General features: G+C 69.2%; 12 protein-coding genes. 2 read left to right on the top strand and 10 right to left on the bottom strand.

The genetic code is table 11. The features are described from left to right. Window positions 1-63: 63 nt before the first annotated feature. The 3 genes from proB to OG534_RS24710 all read right to left on the bottom strand — a co-directional run bounded on the left by proB (window position 64) and on the right by OG534_RS24710 (window position 2694). Window positions 64-1191 (bottom strand): glutamate 5-kinase, encoded by a 1128-nt coding sequence (gene proB, locus OG534_RS24720; protein WP_326590801.1) that lies wholly within the window; start codon window positions 1189-1191, stop codon window positions 64-66. 76 nt (window positions 1192-1267) lie between these two features. Next, window positions 1268-1702: a GtrA family protein gene (locus OG534_RS24715; RefSeq protein ID WP_326590799.1), complete on the bottom strand. Its 435-nt coding sequence runs from the start codon at window positions 1700-1702 to the stop codon at window positions 1268-1270. Further along, on the bottom strand, window positions 1699-2694 hold the full coding sequence (locus OG534_RS24710) for a glycosyltransferase family 2 protein (protein ID WP_326590798.1): 996 nt from the start codon (window positions 2692-2694) through the stop codon (window positions 1699-1701). Before OG534_RS24710 ends, OG534_RS24715 begins: the two co-directional genes overlap by 4 nt. A 186-nt stretch (window positions 2695-2880) precedes the next feature. On the opposite strand from OG534_RS24710, the gene OG534_RS24705 reads away from it, so the two are divergent. Together OG534_RS24705 and OG534_RS24700 are read left to right on the top strand one after the other, a co-directional pair. Continuing rightward, entirely contained in the window at window positions 2881-5769 is a 2889-nt protein-coding gene (locus OG534_RS24705; protein ID WP_326590796.1) for a bifunctional glycosyltransferase/CDP-glycerol:glycerophosphate glycerophosphotransferase, read from the top strand. Then, window positions 5766-6938: a glycosyltransferase gene (locus OG534_RS24700; RefSeq protein ID WP_326590794.1), complete on the top strand. Its 1173-nt coding sequence runs from the start codon at window positions 5766-5768 to the stop codon at window positions 6936-6938. Before OG534_RS24705 ends, OG534_RS24700 begins: the two co-directional genes overlap by 4 nt. A 144-nt stretch (window positions 6939-7082) precedes the next feature. Here OG534_RS24700 and galE read toward each other — a convergent pair whose 3' ends face one another. The 7 genes from galE to OG534_RS24665 form a co-directional block, all read right to left on the bottom strand. Beyond that, entirely contained in the window at window positions 7083-8096 is a 1014-nt protein-coding gene (gene galE, locus OG534_RS24695; protein ID WP_326590793.1) for a UDP-glucose 4-epimerase GalE, read from the bottom strand. A 70-nt stretch (window positions 8097-8166) separates the two neighbouring features. Further along, the gene (locus tag OG534_RS24690; protein WP_326590792.1) at window positions 8167-9783 is read right to left on the bottom strand and encodes a glycosyltransferase family 2 protein; all 1617 of its coding nucleotides are present in this window, start codon (window positions 9781-9783) and stop codon (window positions 8167-8169) included. A 70-nt stretch (window positions 9784-9853) separates the two neighbouring features. After that, complete coding sequence (gene obgE, locus OG534_RS24685; protein ID WP_326590791.1) at window positions 9854-11299, bottom strand: GTPase ObgE; 1446 nt, start codon at window positions 11297-11299, stop codon at window positions 9854-9856. A gap of 177 nt (window positions 11300-11476) precedes the next feature. Next, window positions 11477-11731, bottom strand: coding sequence for a 50S ribosomal protein L27 (rpmA, locus tag OG534_RS24680; protein WP_048480572.1), 255 nt, complete (start codon window positions 11729-11731; stop codon window positions 11477-11479). A 13-nt stretch (window positions 11732-11744) separates the two neighbouring features. Next, a complete protein-coding gene (gene rplU, locus OG534_RS24675) occupies window positions 11745-12065 on the bottom strand; it encodes a 50S ribosomal protein L21 (RefSeq protein ID WP_030715748.1) in 321 nt (106 codons plus the stop codon). Window positions 12066-12277: 212 nt separating this feature from the next. Continuing rightward, window positions 12278-12724 carry a hypothetical protein gene (locus tag OG534_RS24670; protein WP_326590782.1) on the bottom strand — a complete coding sequence of 149 codons (447 nt, stop codon included), beginning with the start codon at window positions 12722-12724 and terminating at the stop codon, window positions 12278-12280. A 128-nt stretch (window positions 12725-12852) separates the two neighbouring features. Then, entirely contained in the window at window positions 12853-19761 is a 6909-nt protein-coding gene (locus OG534_RS24665; protein ID WP_326590780.1) for an RHS repeat-associated core domain-containing protein, read from the bottom strand. Between the last annotated feature and the right edge of the window lie 23 nt (window positions 19762-19784).

Genomic DNA, 19784 nt, shown 5'->3' with positions numbered 1-19784 from the left:
CCGCGTGTCCGCCCCTCACAGTTGACCAGTCCACGGGCCGCCGCGCTGCGGTTTTGCCGAACCTCAGCCCTGCAGCAGGACCAGATCGTCACGGTGGACGACCTCCCGCTCGTACGCGGGTCCGAGTTCCCGCGCGAGCTCGCGAGTGGAGCGGCCGAGGAGCTGCGGGAGCTCCTTGGCGTCGAAGTTGACGAGGCCCCGGGCGACGGCGCGGCCGTCCGCGGAACGCAGCTCCACCGGGTCACCCGCGACGAAGTCGCCCTCGACCGCCGCGATCCCGGCGGGCAGCAGCGAGCTGCCCCGCTCGGTGACCGCCCGGACGGCGCCGTCGTCGAGGACCAGGTGGCCCTGCGGGGTCGACGCGTGCTGGAGCCAGAGCAGCCGGTCCGCCGAGCGGCGCCCGGTGGCGTGGAACAGCGTGCCGGTCCCCCGTCCGGCCAGGGCGTCGGCGGCCTGGCTCGCGGAGGTCAGTACCACCGGGATGCCGGCGGCGGCCGCGATCCGGGCCGCCTCGACCTTGGTGACCATGCCGCCGGTGCCCACGCCCGCCTTGCCGGCGCTGCCGATGGAGACGTGCGCGATGTCCTCCGGCCCGTGGACCTCGTCGATGCGGGTGGTGCCGGGCTGGGAGGGGTCGCCGTCGTAGAGGCCGTCGACGTCCGACAGGAGGACGAGGAGGTCCGCGCGGACGAGGTGGGCGACCAGGGCCGCCAGCCGGTCGTTGTCGCCGAAGCGGATCTCGTCCGTGGCGACGGTGTCGTTCTCGTTGACGACCGGGAGGGCGCCCATGGCGAGCAGCTGGTCGAGGGTGCGGTAGGCGTTGCGGTAGTGCGCGCGGCGGCTGGTGTCGTCGGTGGTGAGCAGCACCTGGCCGACGCGGACGCCGTAGCGGGCGAAGGAGGCGGTGTAGCGGGCGACGAGCAGGCCCTGCCCGACGCTGGCGGCGGCCTGCTGCCGGGCCAGGTCCTTGGGGCGGCGGCGCAGTCCGAGCGGGGACAGGCCGGCGGCGATGGCTCCGCTGGAGACGAGGACGATCTCCTTCTCGCCTCCGCTGCGGGCCTTGGCCAGGACGTCGACCAGCGCGTCCACCCGGTCGGCGTCAAGTCCGCCGGCCGCGGTGGTCAGGGAGGAGGAACCGACCTTGACCACGATCCTGCGGGCGTCCACGACACCTTGCCTAGCCGCTGACACGTATGTCCCCTTGCCCCTTGCCGAAATGCCTGCCACCTCAATCTACGGGGTGGCCCGGAGGGGCCGCTCAGGGGTTTCAGACCGTGGACGAGGTCGTGGTCTGTCCCTGCTCCGCTTCCGCGGCGGCGGTCCGGGAGCCCGGAACGAGGATCTTGCGGGAGAGCAGGAAGGTGAACGGGATGGCCATGACCGCGGCGACCAGCGGAGCGATCCGGGTGTCCATGCCGGCCCAGGCCACCAGGGCGTACAGGCCGGCCGACTGGATGACGTAGTTGGTGACGTTCGTCAGCGGGAAGAGGAGGAACTTCTTCCAGGTCGGCCGGGTCCGGTAGGTGAAGTAGGTGTTCATGAAGAACGAGCCGACCATCGCCAGCGCGAAGGCGAGCGAGTAGGCGGCGAAGTACGGCATCCACGGGTGCAGGAGGAGGTAGAGGCCGAAGAACGTGGCGGTGTTGACACCTCCCACGAGGGCGAAGCGGAAGATCTGGCCGATCTGGTCCTTACGGGTCATCGTGCGCTGCGCTCCGCGATCGTGGGCTCCGCCGCCGGGGTGATCCGCCCCGTCCCCGGGAGCGGCTCGGCGCCGTGCGCCTCTTTGACCAGGAAATGCGGCCGGCGCTTGGTCTCATAGTAGATGCGGCCGATGTACTCGCCGATGAGACCCAGCATGATCATCTGAACACCGCCCAGGCCGGTGATGATCGCCACCAGGGTGACGTATCCCGGGGCGTCGATGCCGTTGGTGATCGCCATGATCGTGATCCACAGCGCGTACAGGCCGGTCAGGGCGACCAGCGACACACCGAACCAGATCCCGATGCGCAGCGGCCGGTTGTTGAAGGAGATCAGGCCGTCCATGCCGTAGTTCAGCAGGGAGCCGAACTTCCACTTCGTCTCGCCGGCCTCGCGCTGCGCGTTGCGGTAGTCGAAGTGGACGGTGTCGAAGCCGATCCAGGAGAACAGGCCCTTGGAGAAGCGGTTGTACTCCGGCAGCGACAGCAGGGCGTCCACGGCCGGGCGCGAGAGCATGCGGAAGTCGCCGACGCCGTCGGTGAGTTCCACGTCGACCCAGCGGTTGATGCCCCGGTAGTACAGGCGGCTGAGGACGGAGCGGACCTTCTTGTCGCCCTCGCGCGTACGGCGGGCGATGATCTGGTCGTGGCCCTGCCGGTAGTGCTCCAGCATGGTCGCGATGAGCTCCGGCGGGTGCTGGAGGTCCGCGTCCATGATCACGACGGCGTCTCCGGTGGCCTCGCGCAGGCCCGCGAGCATGCCGGCCTCCTTGCCGAAGTTGCGGCTGAAGGAGACGTAGCGGGTCTGCTCGTCGTGCTCGGCGGCGATCTTCCGGAGTTTGCCGAGCGTGCCGTCGCGACTGCCGTCGTCGACGTAGCAGACCTCATACTCGATGGGGAGGGCGTCCAGAACCTTGCGGATCTCGACGTCGAACCTGTCGATGACGGCTTCTTCGTTGTAGCAGGGGACAACTACGGACAGCTTCGTCATGAGCACTTCCTGCGGGTCCGAACGGGTGATTGTCGACGACCGGACCCCCGCTCACCCCTTCCTTAGAAGGAGGCACGGCGAGAGTGGGCCCGGACTCGAGCTGCCGGAGCCGGTGGCGGCACACGGTAGCTTTGACGAGATAAGCGGAATCAGCTGAACGAAACGCAACGAAACGAAGGGATCGAGGTGCACGTGCCCGACGTCTCCGTGGTCGTCATCGTCTACAACGACGCAGAGCGTCTGTCGACAGCAGTCCAGTCGGTTCTGGACCAGACCCTGCACGGTGTCGAAGTCGTGATCGTCGACGACTGCAGCAAGGACCGTTCCTACGCGGTCGCCCAGGAACTGGAGTCCGCGCATCCCGGGAGAGTGCGCGCCTTCCAGCTGCCGGAGAACAGTGGCGGCTGCGGCGCGCCGCGCAACCACGGCATCCGGCAGGCCACCGGTACGTACGTGATGTTCCTCGACAGCGACGACGTGCTGGAGCGCAACGCCTGCCGGAACATGCTGGAGGCCGCCGAGCGGACCGACTCCGACCTGGTCTCGGGCATGTGCGTACGCGTGCACCTCGACAACCGGTGGGGCAAGACCACCGAGTGGTACCCCTGGATCTACTCGCGCACGCGCACGCTGGAGTCGATCACCGAGTACCCCGACCTGCTGGTCTACGACACCCTCTCCACGAACAAGTGCTACCGGCGCGCGTTCCTGCTGGAGCAGGGCCTGGAGTTCCCGGTCGGCATCCACTACGAGGACCTGCTGTTCTCCGCGCAGGCGTACGTGGCGGCCCGCCGCATCACGCTGATCCCGAACCACGTCTACTTCTGGAACGTGGTCGAGAAGGCCGCGGCCAAGTCGATCAGCAACCGGCGCCACGAGATCGCGAACTTCGTCCACCGGATGGAGATCCACCGCCGCGTCGACGAGCTGCTGGCGGCCAAGGGCCACACGGACATCAAGTCGGCGAAGGACGCCAAGTTCGTCAAGCACGACCTGGTGCTGCACCTGCGCGACCTGCCGCTGCTGAGCGACGAGTACCGCCAGGAGTTCGCCCGCCTCGCCAACGGCTACCTCGCGGGGATCGACCCGGCCGCGTACGAGAACGTCACCTACCTCCAGGCGATCTGCGCGTACCTGCTGAGCAAGGAGGACTGGGACAACCTGCTCCCGGCCGCCGACGCCATGACCAACAAGGGCCGGCTCTCCTCCCCGCTCGCCGAGCGCGACGGCCGGGTCTACTGGTGTGCACGGCACATCGACAGCCCCGACCCCGTCGAGGCCGCCGAGGCCCGCCGGATACTGGACGTCACCGAGCAGGGCTTCCACACCACCCCGCTCTCCTCCCTCACGGTGGGCAACCGCCTCACCTCCTACGAGGACGACGGGCGCGGCACCGTCACGCTGTCCGGCACCGTCGTGAACCCGCTGGGCCGGATCCCGGCCGACGGGGACCTGAAGGCCACGCTCGAATTCCGGGCCCGCCGGCAGATCGGCGTGCGCTCGTTCAGCTTCCCGGTGGCCACCGTGCGCCACACGGGTGACACGATCGAGTGGACCGGCACCGCCGACATCGCGAGCACCGTGCGCCCCCTCGGCATCATCGACGCCGTCTGGGACGTCCGCCTGAAGCTGACGTCCGGCGGCGAGCGGGTCACCACCCGCGTCTCGGTCGGCGGGGTCGACCTGGAGTCGGCGGCCCGGCTGCGCGTGCGGCCGCGGCTGACGCGGCTGGTCTCCGACCGCTTCGGTCCCGAGATGACCAAGAAGGGCAACCTCAGCTACGTCCTGAGCGCCGAGGGCGCCGCCGCCGTCCGCACCCAGTCGCTGATCAACAACGCCATACAGGGCAAGGCGGCCGGCGTGGTCAAGCGGGGCCTGCGCAAGGCGCTGCGGGCCCGCCGCAACATGGGCTCCGGCGAGCAGAAGGTGAAGGTCTACCACGAGGTCTTCTCGAAGCTGCCGGTCAAGAAGGGCACGGTCGTCTTCGAGAGCCACATGGGCAAGCAGTACAGCGACAGCCCGAAGGCGATCTACGAGGAGATGGTGCGCCAGGGCGTGCCGTTCGAGGCGATCTGGTCGTACGCGGGCGCCAAGCCCCACGGCTTCCCCAAGGAGGCCACCCTGGTGCGGCGCTGGAGCTGGGCCTACCTGCGGGCACTGGCCCAGGCCGAGTTCTGGGTCGACAACCAGGGCTTCCCGCTGGCCCTGGCCAAGCGCCCGGGGACGACGTACATCCAGACCTGGCACGGCTCCGCGCTCAAGCGGATGGGCTTCCACGAGCCCCGCACCAAGGCGCAGGGCCGGGCCGGCCAGAAGCGCTTCCAGGAGGCCGTCGACCGCTTCGACCACTTCCTGATCCGCTCCGAGCACGACACCCGCACCCTCGCCAAGGGCTTCCGGCTGCGCGACGAGGTGCTGCTGCGCACGGGCTACCCGCGCAACGACGCCCTCGTCGAGGCGTACCGGACCGAGGCGGACAGCGGTGAGCGGGTCCGCGGGACCCTGGCGACCGAGCTCGGCATCGACCCGGACAAGAAGGTGCTGCTGTACGCGCCGACCTTCCGGGCGGGCGCGGACGGCGCGGTGGAGGGCTTCACCTTCCCCTTCGACGTGGAGGAGTTCGCGGACAAGCTCGGCGACCGCTTCACGCTGCTGGTGCGGACCCACTACCTGAACAGCGTCTCGCTGCCGCCGTCGGTCGCGGGCCGGGTCATCGACGTGTCCCGCCACCACGACATCACCCCGCTGCTGGCCCTCGCCGACGGACTGATCACCGACTACTCGTCCGTGATGTTCGACTACGCGGTCCTGGACCGGCCGATGCTGTTCTTCGCGTACGACTACGAGAAGTACGCCACGGACATCCGCGGCACGTACTTCGACCTGAAGGACAAGGCCCCGGGCCCGGTGGTGGCGACGGCGGACGAACTCCTGCAGGCGCTCGCCGCCTTCGAGGAGGCGGACGCCAAGTACGCCCAGGCGCGCCAGCGTTTCCTCACCGAGTTCGGCGAGTACGACCGCGGGGACGCGGCCCGCCAGATCGTCGAGAAGTTCTTCACCAGGAGCGGCAAGTGAGCCAGCAGACCGCCACCCCGGGCGGCCGTGACATCTTCCTCGTCTCCAACAACGTCGACGAGCTCGGCGGCGTGACCACCTGGTCGCACCAGATGGCCCGGCAGTTCACCGACCGCGGCCACCGAGTGCACATCGTCGGCATCGCCCCGGTCCCCGAGGAGATCCGGCAGAAGCTGCCGCAGGACCTGCCGTACGCGATGACCACGCTGTACGACGCGCACCCGGCGTCGCCGCGCCGGCTGCGCGGGATCAAGGGCCGGCTGAACGCGCCCGAGCGGCGCCGTCAGGCGGCCCGGCGGGCGAAGATGCGGGACAAGGCGGAGCAGCTGAGCGAGCTGCTGCGCGCGGCCCGCCCGGGCGGTGTCGTCATCGTCACCCAGGTCTGGGCGATGGAGTGGGTGGCGCTCGCCGACACCAAGGGGCACACCGTCATCGGGATGAGCCACGAGTCGTTCGAGGCCAGTCAGAAGTCCACCCGCGGCGAGCGGGTCCGCCGCTTCTACCCGGAGGTCGACCGGCTGCTGGTGCTGACCGCCGAGGACGCGGACCTCTGGATCCGGTCGGGCATGGAGAACGTCGGCAGCATGCCGAACCCGCTGCCCTTCATGCCGGACACGCCCGCTCCGCGCACGGAGAAGGTCGTGGCGTGCGTCGGCCGCCTCGCCTTCGAGAAGGGCGTCGACCTGCTGCTCGACGCCTGGGCGGACGCCGCGCCGCAGCACCCCGACTGGGTCCTGCGGGTCTACGGGGCGGGTGTGGAGGAGCAGGCGCTGAAGGCGCACTGCACCTCGCTGGGGCTGGACGATTCCGTGGAGTGGATGGGCAGCACCGACGACGTGCTGGGCGCGCTGCGCGGGGCCTCGGTCTTCGCGCAGGCCTCCCGGGCGGAGGGGTTCCCGATCACGCTGCTGGAGGCGATGGCGGCGGGCGTGCCCGCGGCCGCCTTCGACTGCGCGCCGGGCGTACGGGAGATCGTCGAGCACGGCGAGGACGGGCTGCTGGCCCGGCTCGGCAACACGATGGAGCTGGCCGGGCACCTGCGCGCGCTGATGTCCGACCGTGAGCTGCGCGACCGGCTCGGGGACACCGCCTTCCACTCGGTGAAGCGTTACTCCGGCGCCGAGATCACCGACCGGTGGGAGGAGCTGTTCTCCTTCCTGGAGCGCTGACCGCGCCCCCCGCGGGACACGACGAAGCCGCCCGCCCCGGACACGTTCCGGGGCGGGCGGCTTCGTACGTACCGACGGCTTCGGCCCTACCGACGGCTTCGTCCCTACCGGCCGGCGTCTTGCGTAGCGGCCGGGTTCGGCGGGTCAGGCCTTGTGGACGTCCCGGTGCGCGTCCTTGCGTGCCACCTTGTTGGCCTCCCAGCCCGCCCAGGCGGAGGTGACCATCTCGCGGACGTCGTGCCGCGCCTTCCAGCCCAGCTCGCTGGTGATCTTGTCGGCCGAGGCCACGACCTTCGCCGGGTCGCCGGCGCGGCGCGGGCTGATCTCCGGGGCGAAGTCGTGCCCGGTGTTCTTGTTCAGGAGCTCGACCATCTCGGCGACCGAGACGCCCTCGCCACGCCCGATGTTGACGGTGAGGTCCTTGTAGTCCCCGGCCGCGGCCCACTCGGCGAGCTTGCGGGCCGCCGCCACGTGGGCCTCCGCGAGGTCCTCGACGTGGATGTAGTCGCGGATGCAGGTGCCGTCCGGGGTCGGGTAGTCGTCACCGAAGATCCTGGCGCCCTGGCCGGCGTCGTAGCGCTCGAAGACCATCGGGACCAGGTTGAAGACGCCGGTGTCGGCGAGCTCGGGGGTCGCGGCGCCCGCCACGTTGAAGTAGCGCAGGCAGGCCGTGGAGATGCCGTGCGCCTTGCCGGCCGCGCGGACCAGCCACTCGCCGGCCAGCTTGGTCTCGCCGTAGGGGCTCAGCGGCGCGCACGGGGTGTCCTCGGTGACCAGGTCCACGTCGGGCATGCCGTAGACGGAGGCGGAGGAGGAGAAGAGGAAGTTGCGGACGCCCGCGTCGGCCACGGCCTGGAGCAGGACCGTCAGGCCCTGCACGTTCTCGTGGTAGTAGTGCAGCGGCTTCTCGACGGACTCGCCGACCTGCTTCTTGCCCGCGAGGTGCACCACACCGGTGATCTTGTGCGCGCGGATGGTCTTCTCCAGCACCAGCCGGTCCAGGACGGAGCCGACCACCAGCGGGACGCCCTCCGGGATGCGGTCCTCGTTGCCCGTCGAGAGGTCGTCGAGGACGACGACCTTCTCCCCCGCGAGCAGCATCGCGCGGACGACGTGCGACCCGATGTATCCGGCGCCACCGGTGATCAGAAACGTCATGTGTAACTCCTTGGTCCTGTCCGACTTCGGTATCGAAAGCGCAGCGGTGTGAGCGGTGGGCCGGGTGCCCTCAGCCCGCCCCGAGGCCTGCCCGGGCCCGCTGGAGGCGGTTGCGTACGAGGGTCAGCGCGCCCTCGGCGCCCGGCGCGAGGCGCAGCGCGAGGGCGCCCGCCCCCGTCCGGTAGGGCTGCGCCAGCAGAACACCGTACCGGCTGCTGGGCAGCGCCCGGCGGCGGAGCAGTCCGCCCCCGGGGCGCAGGGAGGTGAACACCGGGCTCCCGTCGGCGCACTGCACGCCCGCCGCGATGTTCCAGGCCTGCATCCTGCGCAGTCCCTGCCGGCGGCCCGTGACGGCCAGATCGGCCAGGCGGAACGGCAGCACGGCGGTCCAGCCGCCGCGGGGGTCGGGGCACAGGTCGACCGGCCGGGTGAGGACCGGCTCGCCTCCGGCGCGCGGTGTGAAACGCAGCTGGACCGTCCGGGGCCCGGCCTCGGCGAGGCGCCCGTACAGGTCGTGCACGCGGATCCGGACGGCGTCGCGGCCGGCCGGTTCGGCGTCGACGGTGAGGGGCAGCTCGGCGACCGGAAGCCCGGACAGGCCGTCCAGCTCGGCCGGGAGCTCCTCGCTCCACACCGGGGCGCCGGCCGGGCCGAGCGCGTACGGGGGCAGCAGCCGGGGCGGTTCGGCGGCGAGCCGGGTGAGCCGCTCGACGTCGGCGGGCGGGGTCGCGGTGGCGCGCAGCACCCGTACGATCCAGCGGGCGTGGGCCGAGGCGGCCTCGATGTCGGCCTCGGCGAAGGTGTCCAGGTACGCCCGGGTCAGGGTCCACCAGGCGGCCTGGTACTCGGGATCCTTGCCGAGCTCGCGCAGGTACATGCGCAGGTCGTACTCCAGGAACTTCACCTGGCAGGCACTGCCCAGCTCGGGGGAGGCGTCGGCGAGGATCCGGGCGGCCGCGCGGTGGGCCTCGACGCGGGCGCGCCAGTTGCCGACGTCCTTGCGGTCCAGGGAGATCGACTTCCGGGCGGCGCTGCGGCGCACGTGCCAGACGTAGACGAGGTCGCCGGTGACGGCGATGCGGGGGGCCGCGGCGAGCACGCGCGCGGTGAAGACGAAGTCCTCGTAGACGAACCGGCCGTCGGGAAAGCGCAGGCCGTGCTCCTCCAGGAAGGCACGGTCGTAGAGCTTGTTGACGCACAGGGTGTCGCGGACGAGCTCGGGCCGGTCCGCCGGCCGCTCGATCACCTCGCCGGGGGTGTGCAGACCCGGCATCCACGGCACGTCGTGGTGCTGGGGCAGCTCGCGCCGGACGGCCGCGCCGACGGTGACGGGGGCGCGGTGCTCCTCGGCGGTGCGCACCAGGGCGTCGGCCGCGCCCGGCGGCAGGACGTCGTCGCTGTCGAGGAAGAGGACGTAGCGGCCGGACGCGAGCGCGATGCCGTCGTTGCGCGGGGTGCCGCACCCCCCGCTGTTCTCCGTCCGGTGGACGGCCTTGAGGCGGGGGTGAACGGCGGCCAGCTCGTCCAGCACCCGCGCGGTGCCGTCGGACGAGGCGTCGTTCACCGCGATGACCTCGCAGACCACCGGGCCCTGGGCGAGGGCCGAGGATACGGCCTCGCCCACGAGCCCGGCGTCGTTGTACGCGATCACCACGACGGAAACGGTGGGGAGGTTGCTGCTGTTCACCCGGAGGATCCTAGGCGACCGACGTAAAGGCGCCTTCAAACCCTCCGGGGCGGATTCCCTCGGGAGGGGACTAGAACGGCCGGAACTCGTCGTATTCCTTCTGCACCGAGTCCCCGCGCTCGGCCTCCTTCTCCTTGCGGCGGGTGGTGGCCGGACGCGGGGCGTCCAGACGGTGGTCCTCGCCGCGGCGGCCCAGCATCTCGGCGCCGGCCATCACGGTCGGCTCCCAGTCGAAGACGACCGCGTTCTCGTCGGAGCCGATGGCCACGCCGTCACCGGCGCGGGCGCCGGCCTTCTTGAGCGCTTCCTCGACACCGAGGCGGTTGAGGCGGTCGGCGAGGTAGCCGACGGCCTCGTCGTTGTTGAAGTCGGTCTGGCGGACCCAGCGCTCCGGCTTCTCGCCGCGCACGTTGTAGACGTCCTCGACCTCGTCGTAGGTGACGGTGAAGCCGGCGTCGTCCACGGCCTTCGGGCGGATGACGATGCGGGTCGCCTCCTCCTTCGGCTTGCGGGCGCGGGCCTTGGCGATGACCTCGGCGAGGAAGAAGGAGAGCTCCTTCAGACCCGTGCGGGCCACCGCGGAGACCTCGAACACCTTGTAGCCGCGCGCCTCCAGGTCGGGGCGGACCATGTCGGCGAGCTCCTGGCCGTCCGGGATGTCGACCTTGTTCAGGACGACGAGGCGGGGGCGCTTCTCCAGGCCGCCGCCGTAGAGCCTGAGCTCCTCCTCGATGACGTCGAGGTCGGCGATCGGGTCGCGGTCGGACTCCAGCGTGGCGGTGTCCAGGACGTGCACGAGCACCGAGCAGCGCTCGACGTGGCGCAGGAACTCCAGGCCGAGGCCGCGGCCCTGGCTGGCGCCGGGGATCAGGCCCGGGACGTCGGCGATCGTGTAGACGGTCGAGCCGGCGGTGACGACGCCCAGGTTCGGGACGAGGGTGGTGAAGGGGTAGTCCGCGATCTTCGGCTTGGCCGAGGACAGCACCGAGATCAGCGAGGACTTGCCGGCGCTCGGGAAGCCGACCAGCGCCACGTCGGCGACGGTCTTGAGCTCCAGGACGACGTCGCCGGTGGTGCCGGGGACGCCGAGGAGCGCGAAGCCGGGCGCCTTGCGGCGGGCGGAGGAGAGCGCGGCGTTGCCGAGACCGCCGCGGCCGCCCTCGGCGGCCACGTAGGTGGTGCCCTGGCCGACGAGGTCGGCGATGACGTTGCCCTCCTTGTCGAGGACGACGGTGCCGTCCGGCACGGGCAGGATCAGGTCCTGGCCGTCCTTGCCGGAGCGGTTGCCGCCCTCGCCGGGCTTGCCGTTGGTGGCCTTGCGGTGGGGGCTGTGGTGGTAGTCCAGCAGGGTCGTGATCGCCTGCTCCACCACCAGGATGACGTCGCCGCCACGGCCGCCGTTGCCGCCGTCGGGGCCGCCGAGCGGCTTGAACTTCTCCCGGTGAACGGAGGCGCAGCCGTGGCCCCCGTTACCCGCGGCGACGTGCAGCTCGACGCGGTCCACGAAGGTGGTCATGGGTGTTCCTCCAGATACAGCGGGAATAGTCCGGAAAATCCGGTGGCAGGCCTTGCTGCCCATTAAACGTGTCTATGTGACAACGCGCCGAGGGCGGACCTCTCTTCCCGGCTCGCGCCGGGAAGAGCTGAGATCCGCCCTCGGGAAGTTACGAACGCTTGATCAGCCGGAGCTGGATCAGGCGGCCGGAACGATGTTGACGACCTTGCGGCCACGGTGCGTGCCGAACTCGACGGCACCCGCCTGCAGCGCGAACAGCGTGTCATCGCCACCACGACCGACACCCGAACCCGGGTGGAAGTGGGTGCCGCGCTGGCGGACGAGGATCTCACCAGCGGAAACGACCTGACCGCCGAAGCGCTTCACGCCGAGCCGCTGAGCATTGGAGTCGCGCCCGTTCCGGGTGGACGATGCGCCCTTCTTGTGTGCCATGTCTCAGTCCCTCTTACTTCGCAGCCGCGGGGATACCGGTGACCTTGATCGCCGTGTACTGCTGGCGGTGACCCTGGCGACGGCGGTAGCCGGTCTTGTTCTTGTAGCGCAGGATGTCGATCTTGGCGCCCTTGTGGTGGTCCACAATCTCGGCCGTGACCTTGATACCGGCCAGGACCCACGGGTCGCTGGTCACGGCGTCGCCATCGACAACGAGCAGGGTCGAGAGCTCGACCGTGTCGCCAACCTTGGCAGTGGAAATCTTGTCAACCTCAACGATGTCACCAACAGCAACCTTGTGCTGGCGACCACCGCTGCGCACGATGGCGTACACGCGGATCTCTCTCTCGCTCGATTCGGGAACCCCTGAAGCCAGCCGGCCCCGCGGGAACCGCAGGCCGGCCTCCCCCGCGCCGCGAGGCGGTACGGGAGGTGAGGTGCTCAGTGGATGGCGTGCACATAGACACGCCAGCGACCCAGGTTACGGGCCCCGGTCTGAGGGGTCAAACCGGGGGCTGGGAACGCAGCCGCGGGCCCCGCGATGAACTACTGCGACGCGGAGGCGAAAGTCACGATGGGGCCGTCTTCAGAATCATCGACTCCGACAACGAAATCCCGACCGGGGAATTCTACATACAGAGCGGCTCGCCACGCTCGCGCAATACGCTCAGCCGCAAATTTCAACGCCTGTGAATCCTCTTCCACATCACGCGACTCGACGAGTTGCCAAACTCGCAGACGATTGAGTGTCATCTCAATTTTTCGAGTATCACCAGAGCAGTTCTCGTACCAGTCAGCGAAATTCGACTTCTCGTACACTCGATCCCACAGCACACAGCCCTGCACTTCAACAAACCGGGGCCAGAAAACGAGAGAGAATGCCGCCAACAATGCCAGGTCGCCATTGCCCTTCACATAATCGACGTAGTCGAGATCCCCTCCCCACTCATCTACCCAGGTTTTAATTTTAGAGTACTCCGTAGGGTCGTCCATCGAAAACTCCTCAGGGAACACCTAAGTGCCCGCCACAGACTGGCGGGCACATAGGATCAACGTCGAATACTGCTAGATCTTTGACTCTCTGGAGTGACGGTCGTCAACTCCGGCTACTAGGGCCTGACCTACCTGCAGCCGCACAACTCTTCTTCCGGGCGAAGAGAACGCGGCATCTTCTCCCACTTGATGAACTTCTGTCCAGTCTTCGGGTTTCTATGCGTCACCGTTGAGAGGATATGCGGGGCCGGCACAGCATTGGGACCCTTGCCGTGTGTAGCCGACTCTTCCAACAAATCTGCGCGCTGGTACAGCTCCCCGTCGTCATCGTAACGCCCATATGCGGTCACCGTGCCGTCTTCCTTCTGACGGAAGAGCGTTTCACCGGGATTTCCCTGGTCGGGGAATCGTCCACTTATCTGCCGTGCACCCACGAGACTCAACCCGCCGGTGTCACAGTTATGCACGAGTACCGGCACGGCCGCGGCCAGAACGTAATAGGCGTGGATGCCCTCGATGGTCAGGTCGTGCGTTTGGCGCAGCTCATTGAAGAATCGCATCCCCGACAACTCGACCGTGCTGCCGTTCGGCGTCCGCAGTCGCATTCCCGGGCGCAAGTCACCAGCATCAATGAATCGGTGTTCGCTCTCGACCCAGAAGGGGTGGGTTACGGTCGAGACGAGCGACGCCACCCCGGACTCGGTGTCCATCGTCAGGTCGACGAAGTGCTTGTCGTCGCGCGTGACGATCGTGCCGACGACCTCCCGCGTCACCGTCTCACCGGTCGACGGATCGGTCGTGGTGATCCGGTCACCGACCTCGACATCCTCGATCTTCTTCGTCGATCCGTCGTCTAGAAGGACCTCCGTGCCGGGCAGGAAGCTGTGCGGGATGGGGCAGCTGCCCCCGGATCCCTTGATCCGCGCCTTGACTGCCGCCAGCGCACCCTTGGCCTTTTCGACCTTCTCCGAGGTCTTGAACCAGGCCTTGACCCCGGACACCAGGTCGAGCGCGAGCCCGCCCAGTTTCTTGATGAGGGCCCCGGCCTTCTCCCACTCGGTCGGCCACCCGTACTTCTTGAGGACCTTGCCTGCGATGCCGCCGGCGAAGCTGCTCGCGATGTTGAGCGCCGTTTCACCACACGCACCGAGGTCGCCGCTGGAGAAGCAGTCCAGGGCCGCCGTCACACCGAGCTCGTCCATGAGGATCTTGGTGATCTGCTTGACGGCGTTCTTGATCTTCGTCTTGGTGCGGTTGTGCTCGCCCTCCGCATTGCGCAGGTTGGTTTCCGCCTCCGTGGTCGGCGGGTCCTCCTTCTTGCGCTCCGGGGTCCACTTGCCGCCCGTGCAGTCGTCCCTGCCCCGGCAGAACTCCCGCTCGTCCGGGTCGTACAGACCGCTCGGGTCGCTCGCGGAGACCGGGCGGTTGTGCGCGTAGGCGTACGCGTTCAGCTGCTGGGCGTCGTTCGTGTCGACGACCGGGTCCGGGGTGATGAACTTGCCCAGGAACGGGTCGTACTCGCGGGCCCCGATGGTCGTGAGGCCCGTGGACGCGTCGATCGTGCCGCCGACGAAGCCCTTCTCGCCCTTCCAGGTGCCCTGGGGGGTGCCGCGGCTGTTGCCGTACGGGTCCATCCGCCGCTGGGTGACCGCACCCGTCGTGGCGTCGATCGACATCTCGGCCGTGCCGTGGTGGTCGGAGGCCAGGAACGACAGCTTCTTGTCCGGCGTGCGGATCGCGACGCTCTGTCCCGCGAAGGCGTAGTAGCGCGTCGCCTTGGCAGTGGTCGTCCCCGCGTCCAGGCGCAGTTCCATGCCCGGCAGGTACACGGTGGTACCGGTGGCGTCCTTGCGCTGGACCCGGCCGCCGTCGGGGCCGTAGAGGAACGTCGTCTCCGACGCCTCGTTCGTGCCCGGCGTGGTGACGTCGTCCGGCCGGCTGTTCTTCACCGGGTCGCCGAGGGCGTCGTACTCCAGGGTCTGGGTGTTGCCTCCGATCGTGCGGGTGGTCGTGTTGCCGGCCGTGTCGTAGCCGTACGTGTACTGACGGTCACCGGTCGGGGTGTTCTCCACGACCTTCTGGACCTGGTGGCTGCCCGCCTTGTAGGTGAAGGTGCGCTTGACGTCCTTCGTGGCGTTCAGGCCGGTGTCGTGCGCCGTCTCGGTGAGGCGGTTGCCGACCGAGTCGAACGTGTACGAGTTCCAGTACGGGGCCGGGCCGCCCAGTGCGGAGGCGCCGGGGGCCGTGTTGCAGGCCGCCGGACCCGAGCCCGAGACCGGAACCTGGCTGCCGACCGTGCCGGACGCACCGGCCGCGGCCTTGGTGGTCGCCGGGGTCCAGGACTCCGTCATGCGGGCCTGGTAGTCGTACGCGAAGCACTGCAGGTCGGGCGTACCGCTGCCGGCGACGTCGGCGATGGACCGGACGTTGCCGATCTGGTCGTAGGAGTAGTTCGACTCCTTCGCCGGACCCGTGGTGGAGCCGTAGACGTCCACCTTCGAGTTCAGGAGCCGGTCGGTACCGGTCTCGTACTGGAAGGTCTGCCAGACCTTCTTGCCGCCGTTGTTCAGCTCCAGCTGCTGCAGGAGGGTGCGGCCGGACCAGATGGCGTTGGTGACGTACGACGTCGTGCCCGTCATGCTCTTCAGGCGCTGGATGTCGTCGTAGCCGTAGGCGAGGGTCTCGGCATCGAGACCGCCCGCCGCCGGGAGTGAGTCGCTCTGCTTGGTGCCGTCACGGTTGTAGGCACTGCCGAAGACATAGGTTCCGGCCAGGCCCGTGCCAGAGGAGGCGGGGACCGTGTAGGCCGTCTTCATCGGCTGGTAGAACTCGTCCATCGCCTGCGTGACCGAGGCGAAGTACTCCGTCGCGTTGATGTAACGCAGCGACGCCCACTCTTTGCCCAGCCACCCCGCCTTGTCGTACCGCTGCTCGGTGAGCTTGGTGCCGGTGTTCGCGGGGCCGTCCCACGTCGTCAGGACGCGGTCGAGCTTGTCGTAGACCGTCGAGACCGTCTTGCCGCGGGCGTCCGTGGTGGACGTCGGCCGGTCGGCGTCATCGTAAGTGGTCGTGCGCTTGCCCGAGTCCGGGTCCACCGCCTCGATCTGCCGGTCGAGCTGGTCGAACTTGTACGACCACACGTTGTTCGCCGGGTCGGTGAGCTGCTTGAGCTTGCCCGTCGGCGTGTACGTGTACTTGGTGGTGTCGTAGCCGGAGGTCGGACCGTTCGGCACCGGGGAGGCGCTCTTGTAGTGGCGTACCTCGGTGGTCCGGCCCTGGCCGTCGGTCAGCGTCGTCTTGGGCGTACCGCCGACCGGCGGGTCGACGTGCGTGCGGTCGCCGCCGTGGACGATCGTGGTCCGCCACTGCTCGCCGCCGGCCACGGCGGAGATCTGCGCGGTGGTGCGGCCCAGGCCGTCGTACTCGTAGAGGGTCTGCGCGCCGACATCGCCGTTGCGGACGATCAGCAGCTCGTCGGAGGCCGCGCCCGCCGCGTTGTACGTGGCGTTGACCTTGGCGATCTTGCCGGTCGGAGTGTAGAAGGTATCCGCCACCATGCGGGTGCCGGAAGGGCCTTCCGTCTGCTTCTGGCGCGGACGCAGCAGGCTGTCGTAGAGCTCGTACTCGGCTCCGTAGGAGCCGTCGATCTCGATCTTCTCGGTCTTCACGGAGACCGGCTTGTCGAGACGGTAGTTGTAGCTGTACTTGACGCTCGGCGTCTGGCCCGCGCTCTTCGAGCGGTCCGGGAGCCAGACGGAGACCAGGCGGCCGAGCGGGTCGAACGCCAGGTCGCCGCGCTTGCCGTTCGGGTCGGTCTGCCCGGTGGACAGGCCGAAAGCGGGGTCGAAGTCCCTCGTGTTGATGTGGCCGAGGGCGTTGGTGACCTTGGTCTGGGAAATGAGGCCATTGACGTCGGTGTACGCCGTCTTGGTCTCCGCGCCCAGGGCATCGGTCTGTGAGGCCGGCCGGCCGAAGGCGTCGTACGTGGTCGTACCGGTGACCTTGTAGGTGGCCGCGGTCCCGTTGTGGGACGTCATGCGCTCGGTCTGCGTCGCGTTGCCCACGGTGGGCGCGGCGCCGAAGGCCAGGCCGTCGTACGCGGTGCGCTCGTCCGAGATCACCTGCGTCTTGCGGTCGGGGGTGGTGGCGCACTTGACCGAGACGGACTCGACCCGGGAGGCCGCGCCGAGGATGTTGGCCGCCGCGTTGTCCGCGTAAGACGTACGGGTGCAGGTGTCGTCGGCCGTGGTCGACAGGTCGCCCAGGTCCTCCGCCTCCAGGATCCGGCCGGTGCCGTTCGTGAGGTCGTACGTCGCGTTCGACTCGGACTCGCGGCGGCCGTCGCCGCCCTCGGTCACCGTGTAGCCGCGCGTCTTGACGGTCCTGGTGAACGAGGCGTGGCTGGTGCCCCAGGTGTTGGCGTCCGTCGCGGTGTAGTGCCGCATCGGGGTCTTGATGACCTTGGAGACGAGCTTGTCGCCGTCGTAGGTGGCGGACTCCAGCTCGTGGCCGCTGAACTCCTTGTGGTCCGTGTACGTACCGCCCTCGGAGTCGGCGACCGTCACCGAGCGGGCGGTGCCGTCCGGCTTCTTGTCGCCGTCCATGCCCTGGAGGTACGTGTAGTCGATGCGGGTCTTGGTGGCAGCGGTGCCGCCGGTGGTCACCTTGACCTTGCCGTAGCCCTGCCAGCCGCCCCAGGTGAGGTACTTGTCCTCGGTCATGCCGTCCGGCTCGGCCTTACGCCAGCCTGCGGGGCCCTGGTAGTCGTACTCGGTGACCTGTTCCGGGGCGCCGCCGGTCCGGTCGGTCTCGATGACCTGCGCGACGACGTACTTGTGGAACCAGTCGGTGATCGGGTCGAGGAACCCCGGCGGGGACCAGACGACCGGGTAGCAGCGCTTGGTGGACTCGCCCGGCTTGGGCAGGGCGTCCTTCGTGCACTCCGCCGGGGCGTAGTTGACGTCCAGCTGGGCACCGGTCTCGCTCAGGACCGTGGACAGGCGGAAGCGGTAGAAGGGATCGATGCTCTCGCTCAGGCCGTCGACCCGGTTCTTGAGCTGGGTGCCCATCAGTTCGACCGAGGGGACCTTGGCGGTGCCGCCCCTGCGCCCCTCGTGGTCGATCTTGGACAGCCACAGGGTCTTGGACTGGTCGCCGTTGTCGGTGAACTGGTGCGTGAACGTCCAGGCTTCGACGTCGTCGTAGGTCGTGGCGTCCTTGCGGATCTGCGTGGTGACGCCGGTCAGCCGCTGACGGGTCCAGTAGGAGGCCGCGACCTGGGTGGCGTTGCACTTGGTGCTCGGCGCGCAGTAGCGGTCCATCGGGACGTCCGGCCAGTGGGCGGCGTTCGCCGTCTTGAAGTCGGCCGGGAGGCACTTGAAGGTGTCAGTCTCCAGGCAGCGCTCCTTCGTGGTGAACACGACGCGGGCCGGGGCCTTGGCGGAGTAGACGGTGGCCTCGCGCTGGCCGTAGTCGATGCGCTTGAGGTAGCCGCCCGCCGTGTACGGGGTGCCGTTGACGTCGGTCTTGCCGTTCAGGGCGTAGTGGTTCGTCTCCTTGTTGAAGAAGTACGAGATGACGTTGCCCTGGCGGTCCTTGACGTAGTCCAGGTTCCAGCGCCAGGCCTGCTGGCAGGAGGCGTTCGCGAAGGTGGCGTTGTAGCAGGGCTCACCCGTGTTGTTGCCGAAGACCGGGGCGGTCCAGACCGAGTCGGTCTGCTCGTTGCCCGTGGCCCAGCCCGGCAGGCGGTTCTTGCCGAAGTAGTACTCGGTGCCGTCGGTCGTGGTGATCTTCCAGTGCTCGCCGTCGTTGTCGCCGTTCACGGCGCCGGTGAGCTGCTCGACCTTGGAACCGTCGTCGGAGGCGAGGCGCCACTTGCCGTCGGCGTCGCCCTTGATGATCTCGGTGGACGAGCCGTTGAGCATCACCGTGGCGTTGTCGAAGGCCCAGCACTGCTCGGCGGAGGACGACTGGCCGTCCTTCGCGCAGGACTTGTAGCGGCGCTCGACGTAGCCGGGCTCGTAGGAGAAGCCCTCACCGACCCAGGAGCCCTGGTTGTTGGTATCGGACGTACGGCCGTCCGCGGACTGCGAGGAGTAGCCGAGGCCGAGCGACGGCACCTGGCCACCGGGGACCGGCGGCGTGCGCAGCGGGTACGACCAGGAGAAGCCGCCCGAGGAGTTCGACACGCTCCACTTCGCCGACGGGGCGAGCGGAGTGGCCGCGTAGTTGCCCTGAGAGGAAGAACCGCCCGCGGCGAGGGCCACCATCGAGCCGCCACCGGCCAAGCCGGCCGCCATGGCGGACATGCCCGCCATGCGCGCCGGGGCGCTCACGTCGGCAGAGACCGTCTTCGTCTTCGGGTCGTTGACCGTCTTCAGCGGCTTGGGCAGGTCGGGACAGGCGGCGGTGCCCGGGTCGGCGACCGCGGCGCAGGCCGGGAGCTCGACGAGCTGCAGACGGGAGCCGTAGGCGCCGCCGAAGCCGTCGGCGAAGGCCGAGTAGTCGACCTTCAGGCGGACGTCGCCGCCCGCCGGTGCCGTGTCGGCCCGCTGGACGCGCAGCAGGGCCCCGGCGCCGAGCTGGGTGGCGCGCTTCGGGTCGACGACGTCGACCCGGACCTTGCCGGGGGCCTTTCCGCCGGAGACGGCGGCGGCCTTGAAGGACACCGCCGGGGCGGCGGCCTCCTTCGCGGGGGCGACGGCGACCGGCAGGCCGCCGACCTTCACTGGCGCCGGGGCGGTGCCCGCGGCTGCCGGTACGGCGACCTCGGCGCTGCCGCTGCCGGGCCAGACCGGCTTGTCCAGCTTCTTGACGGCCGCCTTGGCGGTGGCGTTCGCCGGGCGGCCCTTGGACTTGGCCTTGGTTCCCTTGACGGGGTCGCCGAAGTTCTGGACTCCGGGCCGCTTGGTGCCGCCGGGGGCCAGTTCCAGCGCCTGGACGGACGAGGCGGACAGGGCGAGGCTCAGGCCGATGACGACTGAGCCCAGCGTTCGCCGGTGTATGCGCCGATTGAGCAATCGGCCGCGTAGAGACATCAGTGCACTCCACAAAAAAAAGG

This window comes from Streptomyces sp. NBC_01294 (assembly GCF_035917235.1).
Lineage (GTDB): Bacteria > Actinomycetota > Actinomycetes > Streptomycetales > Streptomycetaceae > Streptomyces > Streptomyces caledonius.
The sequence above is the reverse complement of the archived record's forward strand: the minus strand, read 5'-3'. Positions and strand labels throughout refer to the sequence as shown.

Excerpts from the sequence above, each read along its gene's own strand:
- OG534_RS24715 (WP_326590799.1), bottom strand. The coding sequence starts at position 1,702 with ATGACCCGTAAGGACCAGATCGGCCAGATCTTCCGCTTCGCCCTCGTG.
- OG534_RS24710 (WP_326590798.1), bottom strand. The coding sequence starts at position 2,694 with ATGACGAAGCTGTCCGTAGTTGTCCCCTGCTACAACGAAGAAGCCGTC.
- galE (WP_326590793.1), bottom strand. The coding sequence starts at position 8,096 with ATGACGTTTCTGATCACCGGTGGCGCCGGATACATCGGGTCGCACGTC.
- obgE (WP_326590791.1), bottom strand. The coding sequence starts at position 11,299 with ATGACCACCTTCGTGGACCGCGTCGAGCTGCACGTCGCCGCGGGTAAC.
- rpmA (WP_048480572.1), bottom strand. The coding sequence starts at position 11,731 with ATGGCACACAAGAAGGGCGCATCGTCCACCCGGAACGGGCGCGACTCC.
- OG534_RS24670 (WP_326590782.1), bottom strand. The coding sequence starts at position 12,724 with ATGGACGACCCTACGGAGTACTCTAAAATTAAAACCTGGGTAGATGAG.
- OG534_RS24665 (WP_326590780.1), bottom strand. The coding sequence starts at position 19,761 with ATGTCTCTACGCGGCCGATTGCTCAATCGGCGCATACACCGGCGAACG.